This is a genomic window from Pseudomonas sp. SYWMCR5 (assembly GCF_057197165.1).
In genome coordinates, this window is sequence record NZ_JBXUNH010000004.1 from 90,540 (window position 1) to 113,608 (window position 23,069).

The 23,069-nt window shown below is 63.4% G+C and carries 24 protein-coding genes; 14 read left to right on the forward strand and 10 right to left on the reverse strand.

Going from position 1 to position 23,069, the window contains the following annotated elements; all coding sequences use genetic code 11:
- Positions 1–4: 4 nt before the first annotated feature.
- Positions 5–292 carry an Asp-tRNA(Asn)/Glu-tRNA(Gln) amidotransferase subunit GatC gene (gene gatC, locus AC2CGW_RS13020; RefSeq protein WP_054894398.1) on the reverse strand — a complete coding sequence of 96 codons (288 nt, stop codon included), beginning with the start codon at positions 290–292 and terminating at the stop codon, positions 5–7.
- Between the two features lie 202 nt (positions 293–494).
- Here gatC and mreB point away from each other — a divergent pair, with 202 nt between their 5' ends.
- The 8 genes from mreB to tldD all read left to right on the forward strand — a co-directional run bounded on the left by mreB (position 495) and on the right by tldD (position 11,586).
- Positions 495–1,532: a rod shape-determining protein MreB gene (gene mreB / locus AC2CGW_RS13025; protein ID WP_003255163.1), complete on the forward strand. Its 1,038-nt coding sequence runs from the start codon at positions 495–497 to the stop codon at positions 1,530–1,532.
- Between the two features lie 175 nt (positions 1,533–1,707).
- Entirely contained in the window at positions 1,708–2,763 is a 1,056-nt protein-coding gene (gene mreC / locus AC2CGW_RS13030) for a rod shape-determining protein MreC (RefSeq protein WP_484574218.1), read from the forward strand.
- Positions 2,763–3,251: a rod shape-determining protein MreD gene (gene mreD, locus AC2CGW_RS13035; RefSeq protein WP_054894397.1), complete on the forward strand. Its 489-nt coding sequence runs from the start codon at positions 2,763–2,765 to the stop codon at positions 3,249–3,251. The genes mreC and mreD overlap by 1 nt, the downstream gene beginning before the upstream one ends.
- Positions 3,252–3,280: 29 nt before the next feature.
- Positions 3,281–3,877, forward strand: a complete 597-nt coding sequence (locus tag AC2CGW_RS13040; RefSeq protein ID WP_186711499.1) for a Maf family protein — start codon at positions 3,281–3,283, stop codon at positions 3,875–3,877.
- Between the two features lie 54 nt (positions 3,878–3,931).
- A complete protein-coding gene (gene rng / locus AC2CGW_RS13045; protein WP_186667824.1) occupies positions 3,932–5,389 on the forward strand; it encodes a ribonuclease G in 1,458 nt (485 codons plus the stop codon).
- A 73-nt stretch (positions 5,390–5,462) separates the two neighbouring features.
- Positions 5,463–9,284 (forward strand): YhdP family protein, encoded by a 3,822-nt coding sequence (locus AC2CGW_RS13050; protein ID WP_484574144.1) that lies wholly within the window; start codon positions 5,463–5,465, stop codon positions 9,282–9,284.
- Positions 9,285–9,292: 8 nt separating this feature from the next.
- Positions 9,293–10,144 carry a carbon-nitrogen hydrolase family protein gene (locus AC2CGW_RS13055; protein ID WP_186667828.1) on the forward strand — a complete coding sequence of 284 codons (852 nt, stop codon included), beginning with the start codon at positions 9,293–9,295 and terminating at the stop codon, positions 10,142–10,144.
- Between the two features lie 2 nt (positions 10,145–10,146).
- Positions 10,147–11,586, forward strand: a complete 1,440-nt coding sequence (gene tldD / locus AC2CGW_RS13060) for a metalloprotease TldD (RefSeq protein ID WP_186667830.1) — start codon at positions 10,147–10,149, stop codon at positions 11,584–11,586.
- A 74-nt stretch (positions 11,587–11,660) separates the two neighbouring features.
- Here tldD and yjgA read toward each other — a convergent pair whose 3' ends face one another.
- Positions 11,661–12,182: a ribosome biogenesis factor YjgA gene (gene yjgA, locus AC2CGW_RS13065; RefSeq protein WP_054894391.1), complete on the reverse strand. Its 522-nt coding sequence runs from the start codon at positions 12,180–12,182 to the stop codon at positions 11,661–11,663.
- 109 nt (positions 12,183–12,291) lie between these two features.
- Between yjgA and pmbA the strand changes: the two genes are divergently transcribed.
- The 6 genes from pmbA (at position 12,292) to AC2CGW_RS13095 (ending at position 17,547) form a co-directional block, all read left to right on the forward strand.
- Positions 12,292–13,638, forward strand: a complete 1,347-nt coding sequence (gene pmbA, locus AC2CGW_RS13070; protein ID WP_125930677.1) for a metalloprotease PmbA — start codon at positions 12,292–12,294, stop codon at positions 13,636–13,638.
- A gap of 130 nt (positions 13,639–13,768) precedes the next feature.
- Positions 13,769–14,170, forward strand: a complete 402-nt coding sequence (locus AC2CGW_RS13075; RefSeq protein WP_186667831.1) for a FagA protein — start codon at positions 13,769–13,771, stop codon at positions 14,168–14,170.
- A complete protein-coding gene (locus AC2CGW_RS13080; protein WP_288374322.1) occupies positions 14,163–15,539 on the forward strand; it encodes a class II fumarate hydratase in 1,377 nt (458 codons plus the stop codon). Before AC2CGW_RS13075 ends, AC2CGW_RS13080 begins: the two co-directional genes overlap by 8 nt.
- Positions 15,540–15,567: 28 nt before the next feature.
- Positions 15,568–16,029 carry a hypothetical protein gene (locus AC2CGW_RS13085; RefSeq protein WP_186667833.1) on the forward strand — a complete coding sequence of 154 codons (462 nt, stop codon included), beginning with the start codon at positions 15,568–15,570 and terminating at the stop codon, positions 16,027–16,029.
- A 1-nt stretch (position 16,030) separates the two neighbouring features.
- Positions 16,031–16,642 (forward strand): superoxide dismutase, encoded by a 612-nt coding sequence (locus tag AC2CGW_RS13090; RefSeq protein WP_186721679.1) that lies wholly within the window; start codon positions 16,031–16,033, stop codon positions 16,640–16,642.
- Positions 16,643–16,653: 11 nt separating this feature from the next.
- On the forward strand, positions 16,654–17,547 hold the full coding sequence (locus tag AC2CGW_RS13095; protein ID WP_186711074.1) for a ZIP family metal transporter: 894 nt from the start codon (positions 16,654–16,656) through the stop codon (positions 17,545–17,547).
- A 29-nt stretch (positions 17,548–17,576) separates the two neighbouring features.
- Here AC2CGW_RS13095 and AC2CGW_RS13100 read toward each other — a convergent pair whose 3' ends face one another.
- The 8 genes from AC2CGW_RS13100 to lptC all read right to left on the reverse strand — a co-directional run bounded on the left by AC2CGW_RS13100 (position 17,577) and on the right by lptC (position 23,067).
- Positions 17,577–17,849 (reverse strand): HPr family phosphocarrier protein, encoded by a 273-nt coding sequence (locus AC2CGW_RS13100; protein WP_054894385.1) that lies wholly within the window; start codon positions 17,847–17,849, stop codon positions 17,577–17,579.
- A 20-nt stretch (positions 17,850–17,869) separates the two neighbouring features.
- Complete coding sequence (rapZ, locus tag AC2CGW_RS13105; protein ID WP_186667835.1) at positions 17,870–18,724, reverse strand: RNase adapter RapZ; 855 nt, start codon at positions 18,722–18,724, stop codon at positions 17,870–17,872.
- 2 nt (positions 18,725–18,726) lie between these two features.
- Positions 18,727–19,191 carry a PTS IIA-like nitrogen regulatory protein PtsN gene (gene ptsN / locus AC2CGW_RS13110; RefSeq protein WP_186667836.1) on the reverse strand — a complete coding sequence of 155 codons (465 nt, stop codon included), beginning with the start codon at positions 19,189–19,191 and terminating at the stop codon, positions 18,727–18,729.
- A 12-nt stretch (positions 19,192–19,203) separates the two neighbouring features.
- Positions 19,204–19,512, reverse strand: coding sequence for a ribosome hibernation-promoting factor, HPF/YfiA family (gene hpf / locus AC2CGW_RS13115; RefSeq protein WP_054894382.1), 309 nt, complete (start codon positions 19,510–19,512; stop codon positions 19,204–19,206).
- Between the two features lie 78 nt (positions 19,513–19,590).
- Positions 19,591–21,084 (reverse strand): RNA polymerase factor sigma-54, encoded by a 1,494-nt coding sequence (locus AC2CGW_RS13120; protein WP_186667837.1) that lies wholly within the window; start codon positions 21,082–21,084, stop codon positions 19,591–19,593.
- A gap of 173 nt (positions 21,085–21,257) precedes the next feature.
- A complete protein-coding gene (gene lptB / locus AC2CGW_RS13125) occupies positions 21,258–21,983 on the reverse strand; it encodes an LPS export ABC transporter ATP-binding protein (RefSeq protein ID WP_186667838.1) in 726 nt (241 codons plus the stop codon).
- Complete coding sequence (gene lptA / locus AC2CGW_RS13130) at positions 21,984–22,508, reverse strand: lipopolysaccharide transport periplasmic protein LptA (protein ID WP_065863249.1); 525 nt, start codon at positions 22,506–22,508, stop codon at positions 21,984–21,986.
- A complete protein-coding gene (gene lptC / locus AC2CGW_RS13135; protein WP_186667840.1) occupies positions 22,495–23,067 on the reverse strand; it encodes an LPS export ABC transporter periplasmic protein LptC in 573 nt (190 codons plus the stop codon). Before lptC ends, lptA begins: the two co-directional genes overlap by 14 nt.
- Between the last annotated feature and the right edge of the window lie 2 nt (positions 23,068–23,069).

Sequence of the window (23,069 nt, forward strand, 5' to 3'; positions counted from 1 at the left end):
TCCCTTACTCGATGACTTTCGGAACCAGGTACAGACCGTTTTCGGTCGAGGGTGCCACCGCTTGGTAGCGATCGCGCTGGTTGCTTTCGGTCACCTGGTCGGGACGCAGGCGCTGGGTGGCTTCGAGCGGGTGGGCGAGAGGCTCGATGCCGGTGGTGTCGACGGCTTGCATCTGGTCGACCAGCCCGAGAATACTGTTCAAGGCATCGGTAATGCGTGGCAGTTCGCCTTCATTAAGGCCCAGGCGGGCCAGATGGGCGATCTTTTCCACGTCACAGCGTTGAAGCGCCATGGGGATCTCCAGGAAAAACAGAAACAGAATGCTTCCGTAATGAGGAACATGCCGGGATTCTGGCGGTCATACGGCCGCGATCATCGGCTGGCGTGCTCGGAAAAACTGCCAATTTAACATATTGGCTCCTTGCCCAAAATCCCTGCCATTGTTAGAGTTTGCCGCACTTTTTTACCCACGCTTTCCCCAGGGTCACTTTCCCATGTTCAAGAAACTGCGTGGCATGTTTTCCAGCGATCTGTCCATCGACCTGGGTACTGCCAACACCCTTATTTACGTGCGTGAGCGCGGTATCGTCCTGAATGAGCCCTCGGTTGTTGCCATCCGTACCCACGGCAACCAGAAAAGCGTCGTGGCCGTCGGTACCGAAGCCAAGCGCATGCTCGGCCGCACTCCCGGCAACATCGCTGCCATTCGTCCGATGAAGGACGGCGTGATCGCCGACTTCAGCGTCTGCGAGAAGATGCTGCAGTACTTCATCAACAAAGTGCACGAAAACAGCTTCCTGCAGCCCAGCCCTCGCGTGCTGATCTGCGTGCCGTGCAAGTCCACTCAGGTCGAGCGCCGTGCCATCCGTGAATCGGCGCTGGGCGCCGGTGCCCGCGAAGTGTTCCTGATCGAAGAGCCCATGGCCGCCGCCATCGGTGCCGGCCTGCCGGTCGAGGAAGCCCGCGGTTCGATGGTCGTCGACATCGGTGGTGGTACCACCGAAATCGCCCTGATCTCGCTCAACGGTGTGGTGTACGCCGAATCCGTGCGTGTCGGCGGCGACCGTTTCGACGAAGCCATCGTCACCTACGTGCGCCGTAACTACGGCAGCCTGATCGGCGAATCCACCGCCGAGCGCATCAAGCAGGAAATCGGCACCGCCTACCCGGGCGGCGAAGTCCGCGAAGTCGACGTGCGTGGCCGCAACCTGGCCGAAGGTGTACCACGTGCCTTCACCCTGAACTCCAACGAAGTGCTCGAAGCGCTGCAGGAATCGCTGGCGACCATCGTCCAGGCGGTCAAGAGCGCCCTGGAGCAGTCGCCGCCGGAGCTGGCCTCCGACATCGCCGAGCGCGGCCTGGTGCTGACCGGTGGTGGCGCGCTGCTGCGTGACCTCGACAAGCTGCTGGCCCAGGAAACCGGCCTGCCGGTGATCGTTGCCGAAGACCCGCTGACCTGTGTCGCCCGTGGCGGTGGTCGTGCGCTGGAAATGATGGACAAGCACGCCATGGACCTGCTTTCCAGCGAGTGAGTCCTGGCGCTGTCCAGCCGTCGCTGAAGATCGTCTGGTTTACAGGTGGCACGCACAGTGCTACCTGTATGCGCTGTTGACGTCCGTCGGGCGTCGTTTCCGTCAATCCGCAGGCTGGTGGTTGCATTGACCTCGTGCAATGACCGCCTGAATCGTCGTCCACGAGGAACGGCCCATTAAACCGCTTTTCTCCAAGGGCCCTTCGCTGGGCGTTCGTCTGCTCGTGCTGGTGGTGATGTCGGTCGCGCTGATGGTGGTCGACTCGCGCTTTGACGTGCTCAAGCCGGTACGCAGCCAGATGGGGCTGGTGCTGATGGAATCCTATTGGGTCACCGATTTGCCGCAGCGTCTGTGGCAGGGCGTGGCCGGGCAGTTCGGCAGCCGCACCGAGCTGATCGCCGAAAACGAGAAACTCAAGACCGAAGCCCTGCTGTTGCAGGGGCGCCTGCAGAAGCTGGCGGCGCTCACCGAGCAGAACGTGCGTCTGCGCGAGCTGCTCAATTCTTCGGCACTGGTCAACGAAAAGGTCGAAGTCGCCGAACTGATCGGGGTCGATCCCAATCCCTTCACTCATCGCATCCTGATCAACAAGGGCGAGCGCGACGGGGTGTTCCTCGGCCAGCCGGTGCTCGATGCCCGTGGCCTGATGGGCCAGGTGGTCGAGCTGATGCCCTACACCTCGCGCGTGCTGCTGCTGACCGACACCACCCACAGCATTCCCGTACAGGTCAACCGCAACGGCCTGCGCGCCATTGCCAGCGGCACCGGCAACCCGGAACGCCTGGAACTGCGTCACGTGGCCGATACCGCCGACATCAAGGAAGGCGATCTGCTGGTGAGTTCGGGCATGGGGCAGCGTTTCCCGGCCGGTTATCCGGTGGCCACGGTCAACGAGGTGATCCACGATTCCGGTCAGCCGTTCGCCATCGTGCGCGCCATTCCTACCGCCGCCCTCAATCGCAGCCGCTACATGCTGCTGGTGTTCAGCGATCGTCGTACACCTGAGCAGCGTGCCACGGATGCAGCGATCGCCCAGGAAGAGGCCGACCGTCAGGAAGGTGCGAGTGCCAAGCCGACAGCTGCGCCAGCACCTGCAACTGCGCCAGCGAGCGGCGCGCCGGCCCACGCACCCGCACCTGCCGCACCGGCTGCCACTGCGCCGGCCCACGGTACGTCCACCTCACACCCGCCAGCCGCACCCGCGTCGACTGCACAGCCCCGGAGAGAATGATGGCCAGTACCCGTAGCAGAAACGGCTGGGCCATCTGGCTGACATTCGTCATCGGCCTGCTGCTCAGCGTCACGCCGATGCCGCAGTTCATGGAGGTGTTCCGCCCCATGTGGCTGGCCTTGTTGCTGGCGTTCTGGACCCTGGCCGTACCCAGCAAGGTCGGGATGACCACCGCCTTTGTGCTGGGCCTTGCCGAGGACGTGCTCTACGGCACCCTGCTGGGGCAGAACGCGCTGATCCTCACCTTGATCACCTTCCTGGTGCTGTCCCTGCAGCAACGCCTGCGTATGTTCCCCATGTGGCAGCAGAGCCTGGTGATCCTGGTGGTGTTCGGCATCGCCCAGTTGATCCAGCTGTGGCTCAGCGCCCTGACCGGCAATCGCCTGCCGACGCTTGCGCTGGTGTGGTCGGCGGTGATCAGCGCGTTGCTCTGGCCCTGGATCAGCTTCGCCCTGCGCGGCATGCGCCGACGCCTGCATATCCACTGACGCGTCGCCACTGACAGGGAGATGTCCACATGACTCGACTGCACCTGGCCTCCGGCTCCCCGCGCCGGCGTGAGCTGCTGACCCAGATTGGCGTGCCATTCACCGTGGTCAGCGCCCCCATCGACGAAACCCCGTTGCCCGACGAAGCCGCCCAGGCCTACGTCGAGCGCCTGGCGCAAGCCAAGGCGGTGGCCGGTTTCAATCTGCTCGATGCCCCGGGTGTGGTGCTCGGCGCGGATACCGCCGTGGTGCTCGACGGCCAGATCCTCGGCAAGCCTGAAAACCGCGAGCACGCCCTGGCGATGCTCGGCGACCTGTCCAAACGCGAGCATCAGGTGCTTACGGCCGTAGCTGTGACCGACGGCCAGCGCTCGCTGAGCCTGTGCGTGGCCACCAAAGTCCGGTTCCGTACCATTTCCTTCGATGAAGCATGTCGCTACTGGGACAGCGGTGAACCGCTGGACAAGGCCGGCGGTTATGCGATCCAGGGGCTGGGGGCGGTGTTCGTCAGCGCCATCGAGGGCAGCTATTCGGCCGTGGTCGGCCTGCCCCTGAGCGAAACCGCCGAGCTGCTCGAACAGTTCGCCATTCCCTGCTGGCAGCAAGAGGATAACGCCCAGCGCTAGCCAGCCGCCCGACAGCGATCCATCATTACCGAAGACCTTTGACGAGAGCCTGCCATGAGTGAAGAGATCCTGATCAACATCACGCCAATGGAGTCACGTGTGGCAGTGGTGGAGAACGGAGTGCTGCAGGAGGTGCATGTCGAGCGCACCCAGCGCCGTGGCATCGTCGGCAATATCTACAAGGGCAAGGTGGTGCGTGTGCTGCCTGGCATGCAGGCCGCCTTCATCGATATCGGCCTGGAGCGTGCGGCGTTCATCCACGCCTCGGAGATCTCCCAGCGTGAAGGCTCGGCGGTCGAGACCATCACCGCGCTGGTCCACGAAGGCCAGGCTCTTGTGGTGCAGGTGACCAAGGACCCTATCGGCACCAAGGGCGCGCGCCTGACTACCCAGCTGTCGATTCCGTCGCGCTACCTGGTGTACATGCCGCGCAGCAGCCATGTCGGCATTTCGCTGAAGATCGAAGACGAAGCCGAGCGTGACCGTCTCAAACAGGTGGTCAGCGATTCGATGACGCAAGAGAACATCAAGGATGCCGGTGGCTTCATCCTGCGTACCGCCGCCGAAGGCGCGCGCGCCGAAGACATCCTCCAGGACATCCGCTACCTGCGTCGCCTTTGGGAGCAGATCGGCAGCCAGATCCAGACCTGCGGTGCGCCGACCGTGATCTACGAAGACCTCGGCCTGGCGCTGCGCACCTTGCGCGACCTGGTCAATCCAAAGATCGAGAAGATCCGCATCGACTCGCGGGAGACCTTCCAGAAGACCACGCAGTTCGTCGGCGAGCTGATGCCTGAGATCGCCGACCGCCTGGAGCACTATCCCGGCGAGCGGCCGATCTTCGACCTCTATGGGGTCGAGGACGAGATCCAGCGCGCCCTGGAACGCAAGGTGCCGCTCAAGTCAGGGGGCTACCTGGTGGTCGACCCCGCCGAGGCGATGACGACCATCGACGTCAACACTGGCGCTTTCGTCGGCCATCGCAACCTCGAAGAGACCATTTTCAAGACCAACCTCGAAGCAGCCACGGCCATCGCACGGCAACTGCGCCTGCGCAACATCGGCGGCATCATCATCATCGACTTCATCGACATGGAAGACGAAGAGCACCGCCGCCAGGTTCTGCGCACGCTGGAAAAACAGCTTGAGCGCGACCATGCCAAGACCAACATCATCGGCATCACCGAGTTGGGCCTGGTACAGATGACCCGCAAGCGCACCCGTGAAAGCCTCGAGCAGGTGCTGTGCGAGCCCTGCCTGGCCTGCCAGGGGCGTGGCAAGCTGAAGACGCCAGAGACTATTTGTTACGAAATCTTCCGCGAAATCCTCCGCGAGGCGCGGGCCTATCAGGCAGAAGGCTACCGGGTGCTGGCCAATCAGAAGGTCGTCGATCGTCTGCTCGATGAAGAGTCGGGTAACGTCGCCGAGCTGGAGGCCTTCATCGGGCGAACCATTCGCTTCCAGGTCGAGTCCATGTATTCCCAGGAACAATATGATGTGGTGCTGCTCTGACGCGTTCTGAAATCGTTCGCCCAGTGGCGAAAATGCCGCTTGCGGCCATAGTTAATGGACGACTCGGAGGGCAATGGCCATGGAACGTCTGACCCGCGTTCTTGGCGCGTTGACCCGCTGGGGGCTGGGGCTGTGTGCCCTGCTGGCAGTGCTGGTGGCGCTGTATGTCAGCCTCGGTCGGCAACTGGTGCCGCTGGTGGCCGAATACCGGGCCGACCTTGAAGACAAGGCCCAGCAAGCCTTGGGCCTGCCCGTGCATGTGGGGGCGCTCGAGGGGCGATGGAGTGGCCTGGCCCCGGTGCTCAGGCTGCGCGACCTGCAATTGGGTGAGGGCTCGGCGGCCTTGCGCCTGGATGACGTCAAGCTGGTGCCCGACCTGTGGGCCAGCCTGAAGGCCCGAGAAGTGCGGTTGGCGCATGTCCAGCTAGGCGGCCTGCAGCTGATCCTGCATGAGGACCAGCAAGGCGCCTGGACCCTTGAAGGCCTGCCGAAGAAAGACGATGCGCCCATCGACCCTGCCCAATTGCTGCAACGCCTCCAGCAACTGGGCAGGGTCGATGTGTTCGACAGCCAGGTCACGTTCCAGCCGTGGCGCCGTGATTCGGTCACGCTCACTTATGTCAGCCTTGGCCTGCAGGCCGGTCCGTCGCGCCAGCGCCTTGAGCTGCGCGCGACCTTGCCCGACGGCCAACCCCTGGCGTTGAACCTGCGCAGCCGCGCCACCCCTGACGCCTGGCGTGACGGGCGGCTGGAGGCCTACGCCAGCCTGCCGCAGAGCGATTGGGCGCGCTGGGTGCCGCCAAGCCTGCTCGGCCAGTGGCGAGCCAAGACGCTGCGTGCGGGGGGCGAATTCTGGATCGACTGGAACAAAGGCCAGTTGCAGCGCGCCGTCGCCCGCCTGAACGCGCCGCAACTGCGCGGCGCCTATGTCGGGCGCAAGACCGTGACCCTCGACAACCTGGCGCTGTCCAGTTGGGTGCGCCGGGGCAAGGAAGGCTACGAGATCGTGGTCGATTCGTTGGCGGCGAGTATCGGTGAAACCCGCTGGGAAACCCACCTGCAAGCGCGCCAGCGCCGTGGGCAGGAGGCCGCCGGGGAGACGTGGCAGGTCCAGGCCGATCGCCTCGACCTGACGCCGTTGACCCCACTGATCGATGGCCTGGCACCGCTGCCGGACAACCTGATGACCGTGGTCGATGCCCTGAACGTGACCGGTACACTGCGCAATGTTCAGCTCGACATCCGTCCCCATGCCGAAGGTGACCAGCGCCTGCAGTTCGCCGCCAATCTCGACAAGATCGGCTTCGATGCGTATCACGGCGCGCCCGCAGCGGGCAATGTCAGCGGCAGCATCAGCGGCGATCTCGGGCACGGCGAACTGCGCCTTGATACCGATGCCTTCATGCTGCACCTGTACCCCATCTTCGGCAAACCCTGGCACTACCAGAAAGCCAATGCCCGCCTGACCTGGGCGCTGGACAAGGACGGCTTTACCCTCATCGCGCCCTACATCAAGGTGCTGGGCGATGAAGGCAAGATCGCCGCCGATTTTCTCATTCGCTTCAGGTTCCACGAGGAGCAGGCCGACTATATGGACCTGCGCGTCGGCCTCACCGAGGGCGATGGCCGCTACACGGCCAAGTACCTGCCGGAAGTGCTCAGCCCGGCGCTGGACGAGTGGCTTCGCAGTGCCATCGTCAAGGGGGAGGTCGACGAGGGCTACTTCCAGTACCAGGGATCTCTGAACCACAACGCGCCGGCGCATTCGCGCAGCATCAGCCTGTTCTTCAAGGTGCATGATGCGGCCCTCGATTTCCAGCCGGGCTGGCCGCAGGTGCAGCAGGTGGACGGCAATGTGTACATCGAGGATACCGGTGTGCGCATCCAGGCCAGCAAGGGCCTGCTGCTGGACACCCGAGTCAGTGATGTCAGCGTCAACATCCCCCATGTCGAGGGCGACCAGCATAGCCGCCTGTACCTGGACGGCGAGTTCGATGGCAGCCTGGGTGACGGCCTGAAGATTCTGAAAGAGGCGCCGATCGGCACTGGCGAGATCTTCGCCGGCTGGGAAGGCGAGGGCCCGCTGCAGGGCAAGGTCAAACTGGACATCCCGTTGGAACACGGTCTGCGTCCCAAGGTGCTGGTGGATTTCTCGACTTCCGATGCCCGGCTCAAGGTGGAGCCGCCGGAGCTCGACCTGAGCCGCCTGAAGGGCGACTTCACCTTCGATCTCGACAAGGGCCTGAGCGGCAAGGGCATCAGTCTCCAGGCCTTCGACAGGCCGGTGACCGCGCAGATTCTCGCCGAAGGGCAGGGTGGCCAGATCCAGACCCGGATCAACGCCACCGGCCAGGTGCCGCTCAAGTCGTTGACCGACTGGCTGCAGTTCAAGCAGGCACTGCCGGCCTCGGGCGACATTCCCTACCAACTGCAGGTCAGCCTGGGTAGCCGCGACAATCGCCTGAGCGTCAACTCGTCGCTCAAGGGCCTGACCATCGACCTGCCAGCGCCCTTCGGCAAGACGGCGGCCGAGTCACGCGACAGCAGCTTCAGCATGAACCTGCAGGGTGGTGAGCGGCGCTTTGATGCGAGCTACGCCGATGTGGCGCGGTTGGCCTATGCGGCCTCGCTCGACAAGCTGGCCCAGGGACGCGGCGAGCTGGTGCTGGGCGGTGGCGATGCGCTGGTGCCGGGCGGCCAGGGTCTGCGGGTGCGCGGGCGGCTCGAATCGCTGGACCTCGAGCCCTGGCAGCAGCAGTTGGACAAGTATGCTGGCCAGGATCCAGGTGGCAGCGCTCGTCAGAGCCTGCAGGGTGTGGATGTGAGCATTGGCCAGTTGAAGGCATTCGGCACCGACCTCAACCAGGCGGTGGTGCGCCTGGCGCGTGTTGCCAGCGCCTGGGATCTGCGCCTGGACAGCAAGGAAGTGATCGGCAATGCGCGGATCCCGGATGCCAAGGCCGCGCCCATGGTGGTGAAGCTGCAGACCTTGCGCCTGCCGCCTGCCGATCCGCAGGAGGCCCAGGCCGAAGATGCGCCTGATCCGCTGGCCACCTTCGACCCGCGCAAGGCGCCGGCCCTGGACCTGAGCATCGACAAGTTGTATCGCGGCGACGACCTGTTCGGCAGCGCCTCGGTCAAGCTGCGGCCGAATGCCCGTGGTGTGTCCCTGGGCGACATCGACCTCAATCTCAAGGGCCTGCACATCGACGGCAGCGGCGGCTGGGAAGGTGTTCCCGGCAGCACCAGCAGTTGGTACAAGGGGCGCCTGGACGGCAAGGACCTGGGCGATGTGCTCAAGGCCTGGGGCTTCGCGCCCACGGTCACCAGCCGCGACTTCCGCATGGACGTCGATGGCCGTTGGCCGGGTTCGCCGGCCTGGGTCAGTCTCAAGCGATTCTCCGGTAGCCTCGATGCCTCGCTGCGCACCGGCCAGTTCGTCGAGGTCGAGGGCGGCGCCCAGGCGTTGCGGGTGTTCGGCTTGCTCAACTTCAACTCGATTGGTCGCCGTCTGCGCCTGGACTTCTCCGACCTGTTCGGCGAGGGGCTGGCCTATGATCGGGTCAAGGGCCTGCTGGTGGTCAGCGAGGGCGTCTATGTGACCCGTGAACCGATCGCTGTCACCGGCCCCTCCAGCAATTTCGAGCTCGATGGCACACTCGACTTTGTGCGCGACCGTATCGATGCCAACCTGCAGGTGACCCTGCCGGTCACCAACAACCTGCCGTTGGCGGCGCTGATCGTCGGGGCGCCTGCGGTCGGTGGCGCATTGTTCCTGGTCGATCGACTGATCGGTGATCGGGTCGCACGCTTCGCCAGCGTGCACTATCGGGTCGAAGGTCCGGTCAAAGAGCCTAAAATCACCTTTGTGAAACCTTTCGATAAATCGCGCTAGGAGTGGTCATGAAGTCAGCAGTGATCCAGATGGTCAGCCAGGACGGCGTACTGGCCAACCTGCAGCGGGCTCACGTGCTGCTGGAACAGGCGGCTGACAGTGGCGCACGGCTGGCAGTGCTGCCGGAGAATTTCGCGGCCATGGGCCGGCGCGATGCCGCGGTGATCGGTCGCGCCGAAGCGCTTGGCGAAGGCCCGATCCTGCCCTGGTTGAAACGCGCCGCACGCGACCTCAAGTTATGGATTGTTGCCGGCACCTTGCCGTTGCCCCCGGTCGGTCAGCCCGAGGCCAAGTCACATGCCTGCTCGCTGCTGGTCGACGACCACGGCGAGATCGCCGCGCGTTACGACAAGCTGCACCTGTTCGATGTGGACGTGGCCGACAACCGTGGGCGCTACCGCGAATCGGACGATTACGCCCATGGCGCGCAGGTGGTGGTGGCCGATACACCGGTTGGGCGCCTGGGCTTGTCGGTGTGCTACGACCTGCGCTTTCCCGAGCTCTACAGCGCCCTGCGCGCTGCCGGGGCCGAGCTGATCAGCGCTCCGTCGGCGTTCACTGCGGTGACCGGCGCGGCACATTGGGAAGTGTTGATCCGTGCCCGCGCCATCGAAACCCAGTGCTATATGCTGGCCGCCGCGCAGGGCGGCAGCCATCCAGGCCCACGGGAAACCCATGGCCATGCGGCGATCGTCGACCCTTGGGGGAGGATCGTCGCCGAACATGCGCATGGCGAAGCGATATTGCTCGCCGAGCGCGACGCTGAAGAACAAGCGTCCATACGGGCGCGTATGCCGGTCGTTTCGCACCGGCGCTTTTTCTCGCAGGACGCCTTGCGGCCTGCGCACACCTCGGAGTGACTATGAGCCAGATGTTATCCACCGTCAGCGAGCAGCTCCTGGCCCCGGGCGGACTGACCCTGGACAGCCTGCAGGCTGTGCTGGGTGAGTTGGCAGGGCCCGGCATCGACGCTGCCGACCTGTATTTCCAGGGGCAGATCTCGGAAACCTGGGCACTGGAAGACGGTATCGTCAAGGAAGGCAGTTTTAACCTCGACCAAGGTGTCGGCGTGCGTGCGTTGTCCGGCGAGAAGACCGGCTTCGCCTACAGCAACGCGATCAATCTTGAAGCCTTGACGTCGGCGGCGCGCGCCGCCCGCTCGATTTCCCGCGCTGGCCAGAACGGTAAGGTGCAGGCCTTCCGCAGTCAGGACGTGACCGCCCTGTATGCACCGAACAACCCACTCGATGTCCTGAGTCGGGCCGAGAAAGTCGAACTGCTCAAGCGCGTCGATGCCGCCACCCGTGCCCTCGATCCACGCATTCAGCAGGTCAGCGTGAGCATGGCGGGTGTGTGGGAGCGCATCCTGGTGGCGGCGGCCGATGGCAGCCTGGCCGCGGATGTGCGGCCGCTGGTGCGTTTCAACGTCAGCGTCATCGTCGAACACAACGGTCGCCGCGAGCGCGGCGGCCAAGGCGGAGGCGGGCGTACCGACTACCGCTACTTCACCGAAGAGCGGGTGATGGGCTATGCCCGCGAGGCGCTGCGCCAGGCGCTGGTCAACCTCGAGGCGCAGCCCGCGCCGGCCGGCACGTTGCCGGTGGTGCTCGGTCCCGGTTGGTCGGGCGTACTGCTGCATGAAGCGGTCGGCCACGGCCTGGAAGGCGACTTCAACCGCAAGGGCAGCTCCGCCTACAGCGGCCGGATCGGTGAGGCGGTGGCGTCGAAGCTGTGCACCATCGTCGATGACGGCACGCTGGAAGGCCGTCGCGGTTCGCTGAGCGTCGATGACGAAGGCACCCCAACCGAATGCACCACCCTGATCGAGAACGGCATCCTCAAAGGCTACATGCAGGACAAGCTCAATGCCCGCCTGATGGGCATGGCGGTTACCGGCAATGGTCGGCGCGAATCCTACGCGCACCTGCCGATGCCGCGCATGACCAACACCTACATGCGTGCCGGCGAGAGCGACCCGCAGGAGATCATCGCCTCGGTGAAGAAGGGCATCTACTGCGCCAACCTCGGCGGTGGTCAGGTGGACATCACCAGTGGCAAGTTCGTGTTCTCCACCAGCGAGGCGTACCTGATCGAAGACGGCAAGATCACCGCGCCGGTCAAGGGCGCGACCCTGATCGGCAATGGTCCTGAGGCGATGAGTCGGGTGTCGATGGTCGGTAACGACCTGGCCCTGGACAGCGGCGTCGGGACTTGTGGCAAGGATGGGCAGTCGGTGCCGGTTGGCGTTGGCCAGCCGACCCTGAAGCTGGACGCGATCACCGTGGGCGGTACCGGGGCCTGATGGCACGCGCTGCCTGCAGGAGCGGCCTCGTGTCGCGACGCGAGGCCGCTCCTGCAGGCGGTCAGTGGCAGGGCTCAGCGCAGGCCGCGCTGGAGCTCGTCGAGGTCGCGGATGTACTTGAACACCTTGCGCGCAGCGGCTGGCGGTTTGTTCCGCGCCTTTTCGTGCTGGGCATGGCGGATCAGCGAGCGCAGTTGCTGGCGATCGGTATCGGGGAACTCCTGGACGAAGCGCTCGAGGTCTTCGTCGTTGCCGTCGATCAACCGGTCGCGCCAGCGCTCGAGGCCGTGGAAACGTTCGTTGTACTGGCGCGTGGAGCTGTCTATCTGCTCGAGCAGCGCATGGATGGCATCCAGGTCCTGTACGCGCATCAGCTTGCCGACGAACGACATGTGGCGTTTGCGGGCACCGTGGGCAGTGTGTTTGGACGCTTCCTCCAGTGCTTTGCGCAACTCGTCGGTGAGTGGCAGGCGCGCGAGGATATCGGGCTTGAGCGTGGTGAGTCGCTCGCCGAGTTCGACCAGCGCATGCAGCTCGCGCTTGATCTGGGTCTTGCTTTTTTCGCCGTCGAAGGCGTCGTCGTATGAATCAACCATGGTGGCAGTCCGCAGGAAATCGCCGCCATGATAACCAGTCGGGGGCCGCTTTGTCCGGCCCGGTCGAAGAATGGCCCTCGCCGAACGCAGAATTTGAGTGGAGAAAACCATGAGTGCAGTCCAGAGCATAGGTCCGAAGGACCTGCCAGCGTTGCAGGAACAGGTCGAGGCGATCGTTGCCGAAGCACGCCGCCAGGGCGCCAGTGCCTGCGAGGTGGCGGTTTCGCTGGAGCAGGGCCTGTCCACCAGCGTGCGCCAGCGCGAGGTCGAGACGGTCGAGTTCAACCGTGACCAGGGCTTTGGCATCACCCTCTACGTGGGCCAGCGCAAGGGGTCGGCCAGTACGTCGGCGAGCGGTCCCGAGGCCATTCGCGAAACGGTGGCTGCTGCACTGGCAATCGCCAAGCACACTTCCGAGGATGAGTGTTCGGGCCTGGCTGACGCGGCGCTGATGGCGCGCGAAATGCCTGACCTCGACCTCTACCACGACTGGGACATCGAGCCCGAGCGTGCCATCGAGATGGCCCTGGAGTGCGAAGCGGCCGCCTTCGATGCCGACAAGCGCATCCTCAATGCCGACGGCACCACCCTCAACACGCACCAAGGGGTGCGGGTGTATGGCAACAGCCATGGCTTCATCGGCGGCTACGCTTCGACGCGTCACAGCCTGAGCTGTGTGATGATCGCCGAAGGCGAAGGGCAGATGCAGCGCGACTACTGGTATGACGTCAATCGCCAGGGCCAATTGTTGGCCGACCCGCGCAGTATCGGCCAGCGCGCTGCACAGCGTGCCGCCAGCCGTCTTGGCGCACGTCCAGTGCCGACCTGCGAGGTGCCGGTGCTGTTCGCTGCGGAGCTGGCCGGCGGGTTGTTCGGCAGCTTCCTGTCGGCAATCTCCGGCGGCAACCTGTACCGCAAGTCGTCGTTCCTCGAAGGCACCCTGGGCCAGCGTCTGTTCCCAACCTGGCTGACCCTCGACGAGCGTCCGCACATTCCGCGCGCGCTGGGCAGTGCCGCGTTCGACGGCGATGGCCTGGCTACCTATGCCAAACCGTTCATCGACAAGGGCGAACTGGTGTCCTACATCCTCGGCACCTATGCCGGTCGCAAGCTCAAGCTGCCAAGCACCGCCAACGCTGGCGGCGTGCATAACCTGTTCGTCACCCATGGCGTCGAAGACCAGGCCGCACTGATCCGTCGCATGGGGCGCGGCCTGCTGGTGACCGAGCTGATGGGGCATGGCCTGAACATGGTCACGGGTGACTACTCCCGTGGCGCTGCGGGTTTCTGGGTGGAGAACGGTGAAATCCAGTTCCCTGTTCAGGAAGTGACCATCGCCGGCAATATGAAGGACATGTTCCAGCAGATTGTCGCGATTGGCAGCGATATTGAAACGCGCAGCAATATTCACAGCGGTTCGGTGCTGATCGAACGGATGACCGTCGCCGGTAGCTGACGGTGCACGTCTGACCTAGGCTTTACGACAAACCCGGCCATCGCGCCGGGTTTTTTGTTTGTGGTCTCGCTCTTGAAGTGATTCTATTTATCAATTAATAATGAATATCATTATCCAGTAAACCTCGGCGATGATGTTCATGAAAACCGTCCTCCACGAATTGCCCTACCTGGAAAACTGGCGCTGGTTGAGTCGGCGCATCCGCTGCGCCCTCGAGCCGGACGAGCCACGGCTGATCGAACATTACCTGGCCGAGGGGCGCTATCTGGTCTGTTGCACCCAGACCTCGCCCTGGACCGTGGCGCTGACCTCCTTCCGCCTGCTGCTGGATACCGCCTGCGACCGCATGTTGCCTTGGCATTGGCGCTGCCAGTGCCTGGATCAGGCCTGGCGCCCGCTGCTTGACCTGCGCAACCTCGACCGTTGCGAGCAGAACGAGCGCTGGCAGCCCTATGCGATGCAACTGGCCAGTTGCGTGTTGCTGCCTTCGATTTCCCCCGATGAACTGATGCAAGGATCCGATGATGAGTAATACCCGTATCGAGCGTGACAGCATGGGCGAACTGCAGGTGCCGGCCCAGGCCCTGTATGGTGCCCAGACCCAGCGCGCGGTCGACAACTTCCCGGTCAGCGGCCAGCGCATGCCGCTGCAGTTCATCCGGGCACTGCTGTTGGCCAAGGCCGCAGCAGCCAAGGCCAACATCGCGCTGGGGCAACTGAGCGCGGAGCAGGGCGGTGCCATCGTCAAGGCGGTCGAGCAACTGCTGGCCGAGGACTTCATCCAGCATTTCCCGGTGGACGTGTTCCAGACCGGTTCCGGCACCAGTTCCAACATGAACGCCAACGAGGTGATCGCCACCTTGGCCAGCCGGGTGCTGGGTGACCAAGTCAACGCCAACGACCATGTCAATTGCGGTCAGAGCAGCAACGACATCATTCCGACCACCATTCACGTCAGCGCAGCGCTGGCCTTGCACGAGCAACTGCTGCCGGCTCTGGGGCATCTGGTCCAGGTGATCGAGGCCAAGGCTGTCGAGGTTCACCGTTACGTCAAGACCGGCCGCACCCACCTGATGGATGCCATGCCAGTGCGCATGAGCCAGGTGCTGGGGGGCTGGGCGGCACAGATCAAGGGCGCCCAAGCGCATCTGGAAGCCACCTTGCCCGCCCTGCAGGCGCTGGCCCAGGGCGGTACAGCGGTCGGCACTGGCATCAATGCCCACCCGCAGTTCGCCGTGGGCTTTGCCCGTGAACTGAGCGACTTGACCCGCATTCCGTTCACACCTGGCGAAAACCTGTTCGCCTTGATCGGCTCCCAGGACACGGCCGTGGCGTTGTCCGGCCAGCTCAAGACCACCGCTGTCGCGCTGATGAAGATCGCCAACGACCTGCGCTGGATGAACTCCGGCCCCCTGGCCGGGCTTGGCGAAATCGAGCTCGAGGGGCTGCAGCCGGGCTCTTCGATCATGCCGGGCAAGGTCAACCCGGTGATCCCCGAAGCCACCGCGATGGTTGCCGCGCAGGTCATCGGCAACGACGCGACCATCGCCGTTGCCGGCCAGTCGGGCAACTTCGAACTCAATGTCATGCTGCCGGTGATCGCCCGCAACCTGCTGGAGAGCATCGAACTGATGGCCAACGCCAGCCGCCTGCTGGCAGACAAGGCCATCGCCAGCTTCAAGGTCAATGAGCCGAAGCTCAAGGAGGCGCTGTCGCGCAACCCGATCCTGGTCACGGCACTGAACCCGATCATCGGCTACCTCAAGGCTGCCGAGATTGCCAAGACCGCCTACAAGCAAGGTCGCCCGATCGTGGAAGTGGCGCTGGAGCACACCGACCTGTCGCGTGACCAGCTAGAGGCCCTGCTGGATCCGGAAAAACTCACCGCTGGCGGTATCTGATCCACGGTCGTCGCCCAGGAGACACGTCATGCAGCATTGGAAACGCACCACGGAAACCGCCAATCGCCTGTTCGAACAAGGTGAGCTGGTAGACGCCCGGGAACACTACCTGCAAGCCCTGGCCCTGGCGCAGGTGCTGTTCGAGCGCTGGCATGACGTCGATGAGGCGGTGGCGGCCTTCGTCATCGCCCATCACAACCTGGCTGACCTGCATCTGCGCCTGAACCAGCCCCACGAGAGCGCCGATTACCTGTGTGCGGCCCACCAGCGGCTGCTCCAGGCCAGTCAGGAGCCGCGCCTGCCCCAGGCGCTGCGTGATGCCGCGTTGCGCCACAGCGGGCGCACCTACACCGAGCTGTTGAGCTTTATCGCCGAATACGGCCAGTACCCACGCACCGAGCGCCTGCTCAATCGCCATGTGCCTGAAGCGAGCGAACTGGCTGCCCGGCCGGATGCCACTCACCGTTCACCTGCATACGGAATTCACTGACATGCCCCACACCTTGCCTGCTCTGCCTTACGCCTACGATGCGCTGGAGCCGCACATCGATACCCAGACCATGCAGATTCACCACAGCAAGCACCACCAGACCTATGTGAACAACCTCAACGCCGCCATCGAAGGGACCGAGTGGGCCGAATGGCCGGTCGAAAAATTGGTCGGCGCGGTCAAGCAGCTGCCCGAAAAGCTGCAGGGAGCGGTAATCAACCAGGGCGGCGGCCATGCCAACCATGCGTTGTTCTGGACCGTGATGTCGCCCAAGGGCGGTGGCCACCCCCAGGGTCAGGTGGCCCAGGCCATCGATACGCAGCTCGGTGGCTTCGAGGCGTTCAAGGACGCATTCACCAAGGCTGCGCTGACCCGTTTCGGCAGCGGTTGGGCCTGGCTCAGCGTCACCCCGGCCAAGACGCTGGTGGTGGAGAGCAGCGGCAACCAGGACAGTCCGCTGATGCACGGCAACACACCGATCCTGGGGTTGGACGTGTGGGAGCACGCCTACTACCTGAAGTACCAGAACCGTCGTCCCGAATATATCGGTGCCTTCTACAACGTCGTCGACTGGACGGAAGTGGAACGTCGCTACCTTGAAGCCCTGAAGTGAGTCGATCTGCCATGCGCTCCGAGGTGATGTCTGTCAGCAGTGTGCGCCTGTTCCGACTGGCGCTTGGGACTTTGCTGTTGCTGGTCGGCACGGCGCTGTTGGTGGCGCGGGGCATCGCCTGGCTGGACCTGGAACCGCGCATGTTACGTGCGCTCGAAGGCGGCGCACTGTGCGCGCTGGGCACGGCGTTGGGCGCGGTACCGGTGCTGGTGATCCGCAACATGCCGGTAGCGGTGGCTGACACCTTGCTTGGCTTCGGCGCCGGGGTGATGCTGGCGGCCACCGCGTTCTCCCTGATCATCCCGGGTCTTGATGCGGCGCAGTCCATCGGCTTCAGCCCTTGGGGCGCCGGTGGTCTGGTCAGTGCCGGGTTGTTGCTCGGGGCGCTGTGCCTGTTCCTGGTCGACTTGCGAATCTCCGGGGTTTCGCCGGAATCCATGGTCGGGCAGGGCAATCAGCCGGTGATCGCTGCGCGTATCTGGCTGTTCGTGGCCGCGATCATTGCGCACAACATCCCGGAAGGTATGGCCATTGGTGTTTCAGCGGGGGGCGGCATGCCGGACGCTGACAGCCTGGCCATGGGCATTGCCCTGCAGGATGTGCCTGAAGGGCTGGTGATTGCGTTGGTGTTGGCGGGGGCAGGGATGTCGCGGTTCAAGGCCTTCCTGATCGGTGCAGCATCCGGGCTGGTGGAGCCGGTGGCGGCGGTGATCTGTGCCTGGCTGGTGAATGTCGCCGAACTGCTGCTACCGCTGGGGCTTGCGTGTGCGGCGGGAGCGATGTTGCTGGTGGTGACCCAGGAAATCATTCCCGAGTCGCGCAGCAATGGCAATCACCGCCTGGCAAGCCTGGGGCTATGCATCGGATTCTGCCTGATGATGGTGATGGACACCGCGATGTCCTGAGGCTGCCGGGCGAGAGACGGGGCGAGGGCTTACTCGCCTTCGTCGAAATAATTGTTGATCAACGCCACCAGTGCATCCAGTGCGTCGTTGTCCTGCTCACCCTCGGTATGCAGGTGCACCTGGGTGCCTTTACCTGCGGCCAGCATCATCACTGCCATGATGCTCTTGCCGTCCACCAGCTTGTCGGGGGCGCGCCCGACTCGAACCTGGCAGGGAAACTTCCCGGCCACGCCGACGAACTTGGCTGCCGCCCGGGCGTGCAGGCCCAGCTTGTTGATGATGGTGATTTCGCGGGCGGGCATCGTGGGGTGGATCCTGTGGGTTAGAGGTCGCGGTGACGGACCTGGACGTTTTTCAGGGTTTGCTGCAGCAGTTGTCCGAGGCGCTCGGTGATATAGACAGAGCGGTGGTGTCCGCCGGTGCAGCCGATGGCGATGGTGACATAGGCGCGGTTGCTGGCGGCAAAGCGCGGTAGCCATTTAAGCAGATAGCTGGAGATGTCCTGGAACATTTCCTCGACGTCCGGTTGTGCTGCCAGGTACTCGATCACCGGAGCTTCAAGGCCCGAGTGCTCGCGCAGCTCGGGTTTCCAGTAAGGGTTTGGCAGGCAGCGCACGTCGAACACCAAGTCGGCGTCCACCGGCATGCCGCGCTTGAAACCGAAGGATTCGACGAGAAAAGCGGTGCCGGGCTCAGGCTGGTTAAGCAGACGCAGCTTGATCGAGTCACGCAGTTGGTAAAGATTGAGGCTGGTGGTATCGATCTTGAGGTCGGCAAGGTCGGCGATGGGGCCGAGCAGCTCACTTTCGACGCGGATGGCTTCGGCGAGCGAACGGTCCGCGTTGGTCAGGGGGTGGCGACGGCGGGTTTCGGAGAACCGCTTGAGCAGCGTGTCTTCGTCGGCGTCCAGGTACAGCACGTCACACTGGATGTGACGGGCGCGCGCTTCCTCGAGCAATTCGGGGAAGCGCGACAGATGGCTGGGTAGATTGCGCGCATCGATGGACACGGCGACCTTGGGTTGCATCAGTTCGGTGTTGATCAGCGCGTTTTCCGCCAGCTGCGGCAGCAACCCGGCGGGCAGGTTGTCGATGCAGTAGTAGCCGTTGTCTTCCAGCACATCGAGCGCGGTGCTCTTGCCGGAGCCGGACCGGCCGCTGACGATGATCAGGCGCATGTTCAGTGCTCGTTCTGTGCGTCCAGGACTACCTGGTAGAGGGCTTCGCTGCTGTCGGCGGCACGCAGGCGATCACGGACTTCCTTGCGATCGAGCATGCTGGCGATCTGGCGCAGCAGTTCGAGGTGGGCATCGGTGGCCGCTTCCGGGACCAGCAGCACGAACAGCAGGTCCACGGGGGCGCCGTCGATGGCGTCGTAGTCGATGGGTGCGTCCAGGTGCAGCAGGGCGCTGACGGGGGCGGTACAACCTTCCAGACGGCAGTGGGGAATGGCGATGCCATTACCGAAGCCGGTGGAGCCCAGTTTTTCGCGAGCGATGAGCTTTTCGAAGACGTCTTGCATCGCAAGCTCAGGTACTTGCTCGGCAATCAGGGTGGCGACCTTTTCCAGGGCGCGCTTCTTGCTGCCGCCCGGCACGTTCACGAGGGAACGGCCGGGGGTCAGGATGGTTTCAAGTCGGATCATGGATGAGGGGGATCAGCGGGCAGCTGCACCTTGCAGCAGGCTTTGCTGTTTTTCCTTGTGTTTTTTCAGTTGGCGGTCGAGCTTGTCAGCCAATGCGTCGATCGCGGCATACATGTCTTGGTGTTCAGCGTTGGCGACCACTTCGCCGCCGGGAATCTGGAGTGTTGCTTCAACCTTCTGCTGCAGCTTCTCGACCTTCATGATCACCGTTGCATTGGTGATCTTGTCGAAATGCCCTTCCACGCGGGCGAGCTTCTCGAGCACGTATTCGCGCAGTGGTTGGGTGACTTCTACATGCTGGCCACTGATGTTGACTTGCATACAGCTTCTCCTTTGTTGCCCGTGCATAAAGAGGCAGGTATTGCACCTGCCACTGAAACGCTGTGGCACATCCCGGGGCTACATCAATCGCTTGCGCTCGCTCGATGGGGCAATCCCCAGCGATTCGCGGTACTTGGCGACGGTGCGGCGGGCTACCTGGATGCCTTGTGCCTCCAGTAAACCAGCGATCTTGCTGTCACTCAATGGCTTTTTCTGATTTTCCGCGGCCACCAGTTTCTTGATGATCGCGCGGATCGCCGTAGACGAGCATTCGCCGCCTTCGGCGGTGCTCACATGGCTCGAGAAAAAGTATTTCAATTCGTAGATGCCACGGGGAGTGTGCATGTACTTCTGCGTGGTGACCCGCGAAATGGTCGACTCGTGCATGCCCACCGCCTCGGCGATGTCATGCAGCACCAGGGGCTTCATGGCTTCATCGCCGTGGTCGAGGAAACCACGCTGGTGTTCGACGATCTGGGTCGCCACTTTCATCAGTGTCTCGTTGCGGCTTTGCAGGCTCTTGATGAACCAGCGCGCTTCCTGCAACTGGTTGCGCATGAAGGTGTTGTCCGCGCTGGTGTCGGCACGGCGGACGAAGCCTGCATACTGCGGATTGACCCGCAGGCGCGGCACCGCTTCCTGGTTCAGTTCGACCAGCCAGCGGTCGCTGTCCTTGCGCACGATGACGTCTGGAATCACGTACTCCGGCTCGCTCGATTCGATCTGCGAGCCCGGGCGCGGATTGAGGCTTTGCACCAGCTCGATGACCTGGCGCAGCTCGTCTTCCTTGAGCTTCATGCGACGCATGAGCTGGCTGTAGTCGCGGCTGCCGAGCAGGTCGATGTAGTCGGTGACCAGGCGCTGGGCCTCGGCCATCCACGGCACGCTCGCCGGCAGTTGGCGCAGTTGCAGCAGCAGGCATTCGCCCAGGTTGCGGGCGCCGACGCCGGCCGGCTCGAACTGCTGGATGCGGTGCAGCACGGCTTCGACTTCATCCAGCTCGATGTCCAGCTCCGGGTCGAATCCGGCGCAGATTTCCTCGAGGCTGTCTTCCAGATAGCCCTGATCGTTGATGCTGTCGATGAGAGTTACAGCGATCAGGCGGTCGGTGTCGGACATCGGTGCCAGGTTGAGCTGCCACAGCAGATGGCTCTGCAAGCTTTCGCCGGCCGAGGTGCGCGTGGTGAAGTCCCACTCGTCGTCATCGTTGCTGGGCAGGCTGCTGGCGCTGGTCTGGTAGATGTCTTCCCAGGCCGTGTCGACCGGCAATTCGTTGGGGATGCGCTCGTTCCACTCGCCCTCTTCGAGGTTTTCCGTGCTGACGGTGGTTTCCTGGAAGCTGTTGTCCTGGGCTTCGGTGGCAGGTTTGCTTTCGCCGTTTTCCGCCATCGGATCGCTGTTGTCGAAGTCGTCGCCGTCTTCCTGACGTTCGAGCATCGGATTGGACTCCAGCGCTTCCTGGATTTCCTGTTGGAGGTCCAGGGTGGAGAGCTGGAGCAGACGGATGGCCTGTTGCAACTGCGGGGTCATCGTCAGTTGCTGGCCCATTTTTAGGACGAGCGATGGTTTCATGGCTGGGGCTTAATACCTTGTTCGCCGGCGCGCATGCGCCATCCACTACAGGGCGCCGGAGCGCCAAATCTTAAGCAAGTTATATGCCTGAAATTGTAGCGTTTGCCTAGAGCACTGTAACACTTAAGCCCGTTTCACCAGGCTTTTCCAATGCTCCAGGCAGGTCCCGGGGATCAGAGACGGAACTCGTGGCCCAGGTAGACTTCCTTGACCAACTGGTTGGCCAGGATGGTCTCGGCGTCGCCTTCGGCGATCAGTTGACCATCGTTGACGATGTAGGCGGTCTCGCAGATGTCGAGTGTTTCGCGCACGTTGTGGTCGGTGATCAGCACGCCGATGCCCTTGGCCTTCAGATGGTGGATGATCTGTTTGATATCACCCACGGAAATCGGGTCGACGCCAGCGAAGGGTTCGTCCAGCAGGATGAACTTCGGTGCAGTCGCCAGGGCGCGGGCAATTTCGACGCGGCGGCGTTCGCCACCGGACAGGCTCATGCCGAGGTTGTCACGGATGTGGCTGATGTGGAACTCCTGCAGCAGGCTTTCCAACTCCTTGCGCCGTCCATCGCGGTCCAGGTCCTTGCGCGTTTCGAGGATGGCCATGATGTTGTCGGCGACCGACAGCTTGCGGAAGATCGACGCTTCCTGCGGCAGATAGCCGATGCCTGCCTGGGCCCGGCCATGCATGGGTTGGTGGCTGACATCGTGGCTGTCGATGAGCACGCGCCCTTGGTCGGCCTGGACCAGCCCCACGATCATATAGAAGCAGGTGGTCTTGCCGGCGCCGTTGGGGCCGAGCAGGCCGACGATCTGGCCGCTGTCGATCGACAGGCTGACGTCGCGGACGACCTGGCGGCCCTTGTAGCTCTTGGCCAGGTGCTGGGCTTTGAGGGTTGCCATTTACTCGGCCTTTTTCTTCGGTTGGATCACCATGTCGATACGCTGACGAGGTGCGGTCACGTTGCCACCACGACCGGCGGTCGCCACCTGAGTCTTGGTGTTGTAGACGATTTTCTCGCCTTCGGTGGTGTTGCCTTCGTTCTCGACCTTGGCGCGGTCAGTGAGGATGACGATATCCTTTTGCGCCTGGTACTGGATGGTGACGGCCCAGCCCTTCATCTTGTCGGGCTTGGCGGCGCTCTGCTGCTGCTCGAAGTAGGCCAGGTTGCCCACCGAGGTCACGACGTCGATGTCGCCCGAGGCGGCGCGAGTCATGGTGACGGTATTGCCTTTGATCATCATCGAGCCCTGAGTGATGATCACATCGCCCGTGTAGGTGGCAACGCCCTGTTTGTCGTCCAGGTGCGCGTTGTCCGCCTGGATGCGGATCGGCTGGTCACGGTCGTTCGGCAGGGCGAAGGCGCTCGCGCTTCCCAGTGCTGCGCTCAGGCTGAGCAAAAGGGGGAGGGTTTTAACGAGCCTCATACTGTCCTCTTACGTTGGACAGCAGGTCCATCCTGCCGTCTTCCAAATATGCTTTCATTCCTACGCCCGTAGTCGTGCCACCGGCGCCGTCGATTCTAACGGCTTGATCGGTCTGCGCATATTGCTTCTGCGGGAACACGGTCATCCGGCTACTGGTGATCAGGGTGTCGCGTTGTTTTTCGTCGGTGCGGGCGATCCGCACGTTGTCGATCAGTTCGACCTCGGTGCCGTCCGGATTGACCTCGGCGCGCACGCTCTGCACGTGCCATGGGAATGCTGTCCCACGGTAGATGTGCATGTCTGGCGTGGTCACCAGGGTGACTTCGCTGGCTTTCAAGTGTTCGACCTTGTCCGCGGTCATTTCGTATTGCAGCCTGCCGTCGGGCAGGAACTGTACGCTGTGGGCGTTGATCGCATAGTAGTCGATGGCGCTTTCGTCGACCTGTGCCGTGGGCTTGTCGAGGAAGCTCTCAGGGCTGATGTTCCAGTAGCCGATCGCAACCAGCAGCGCAGCGATGGCTGCCAGCAGCACGGCGTTTCGAAGTTTCTTGCTGAGCATGG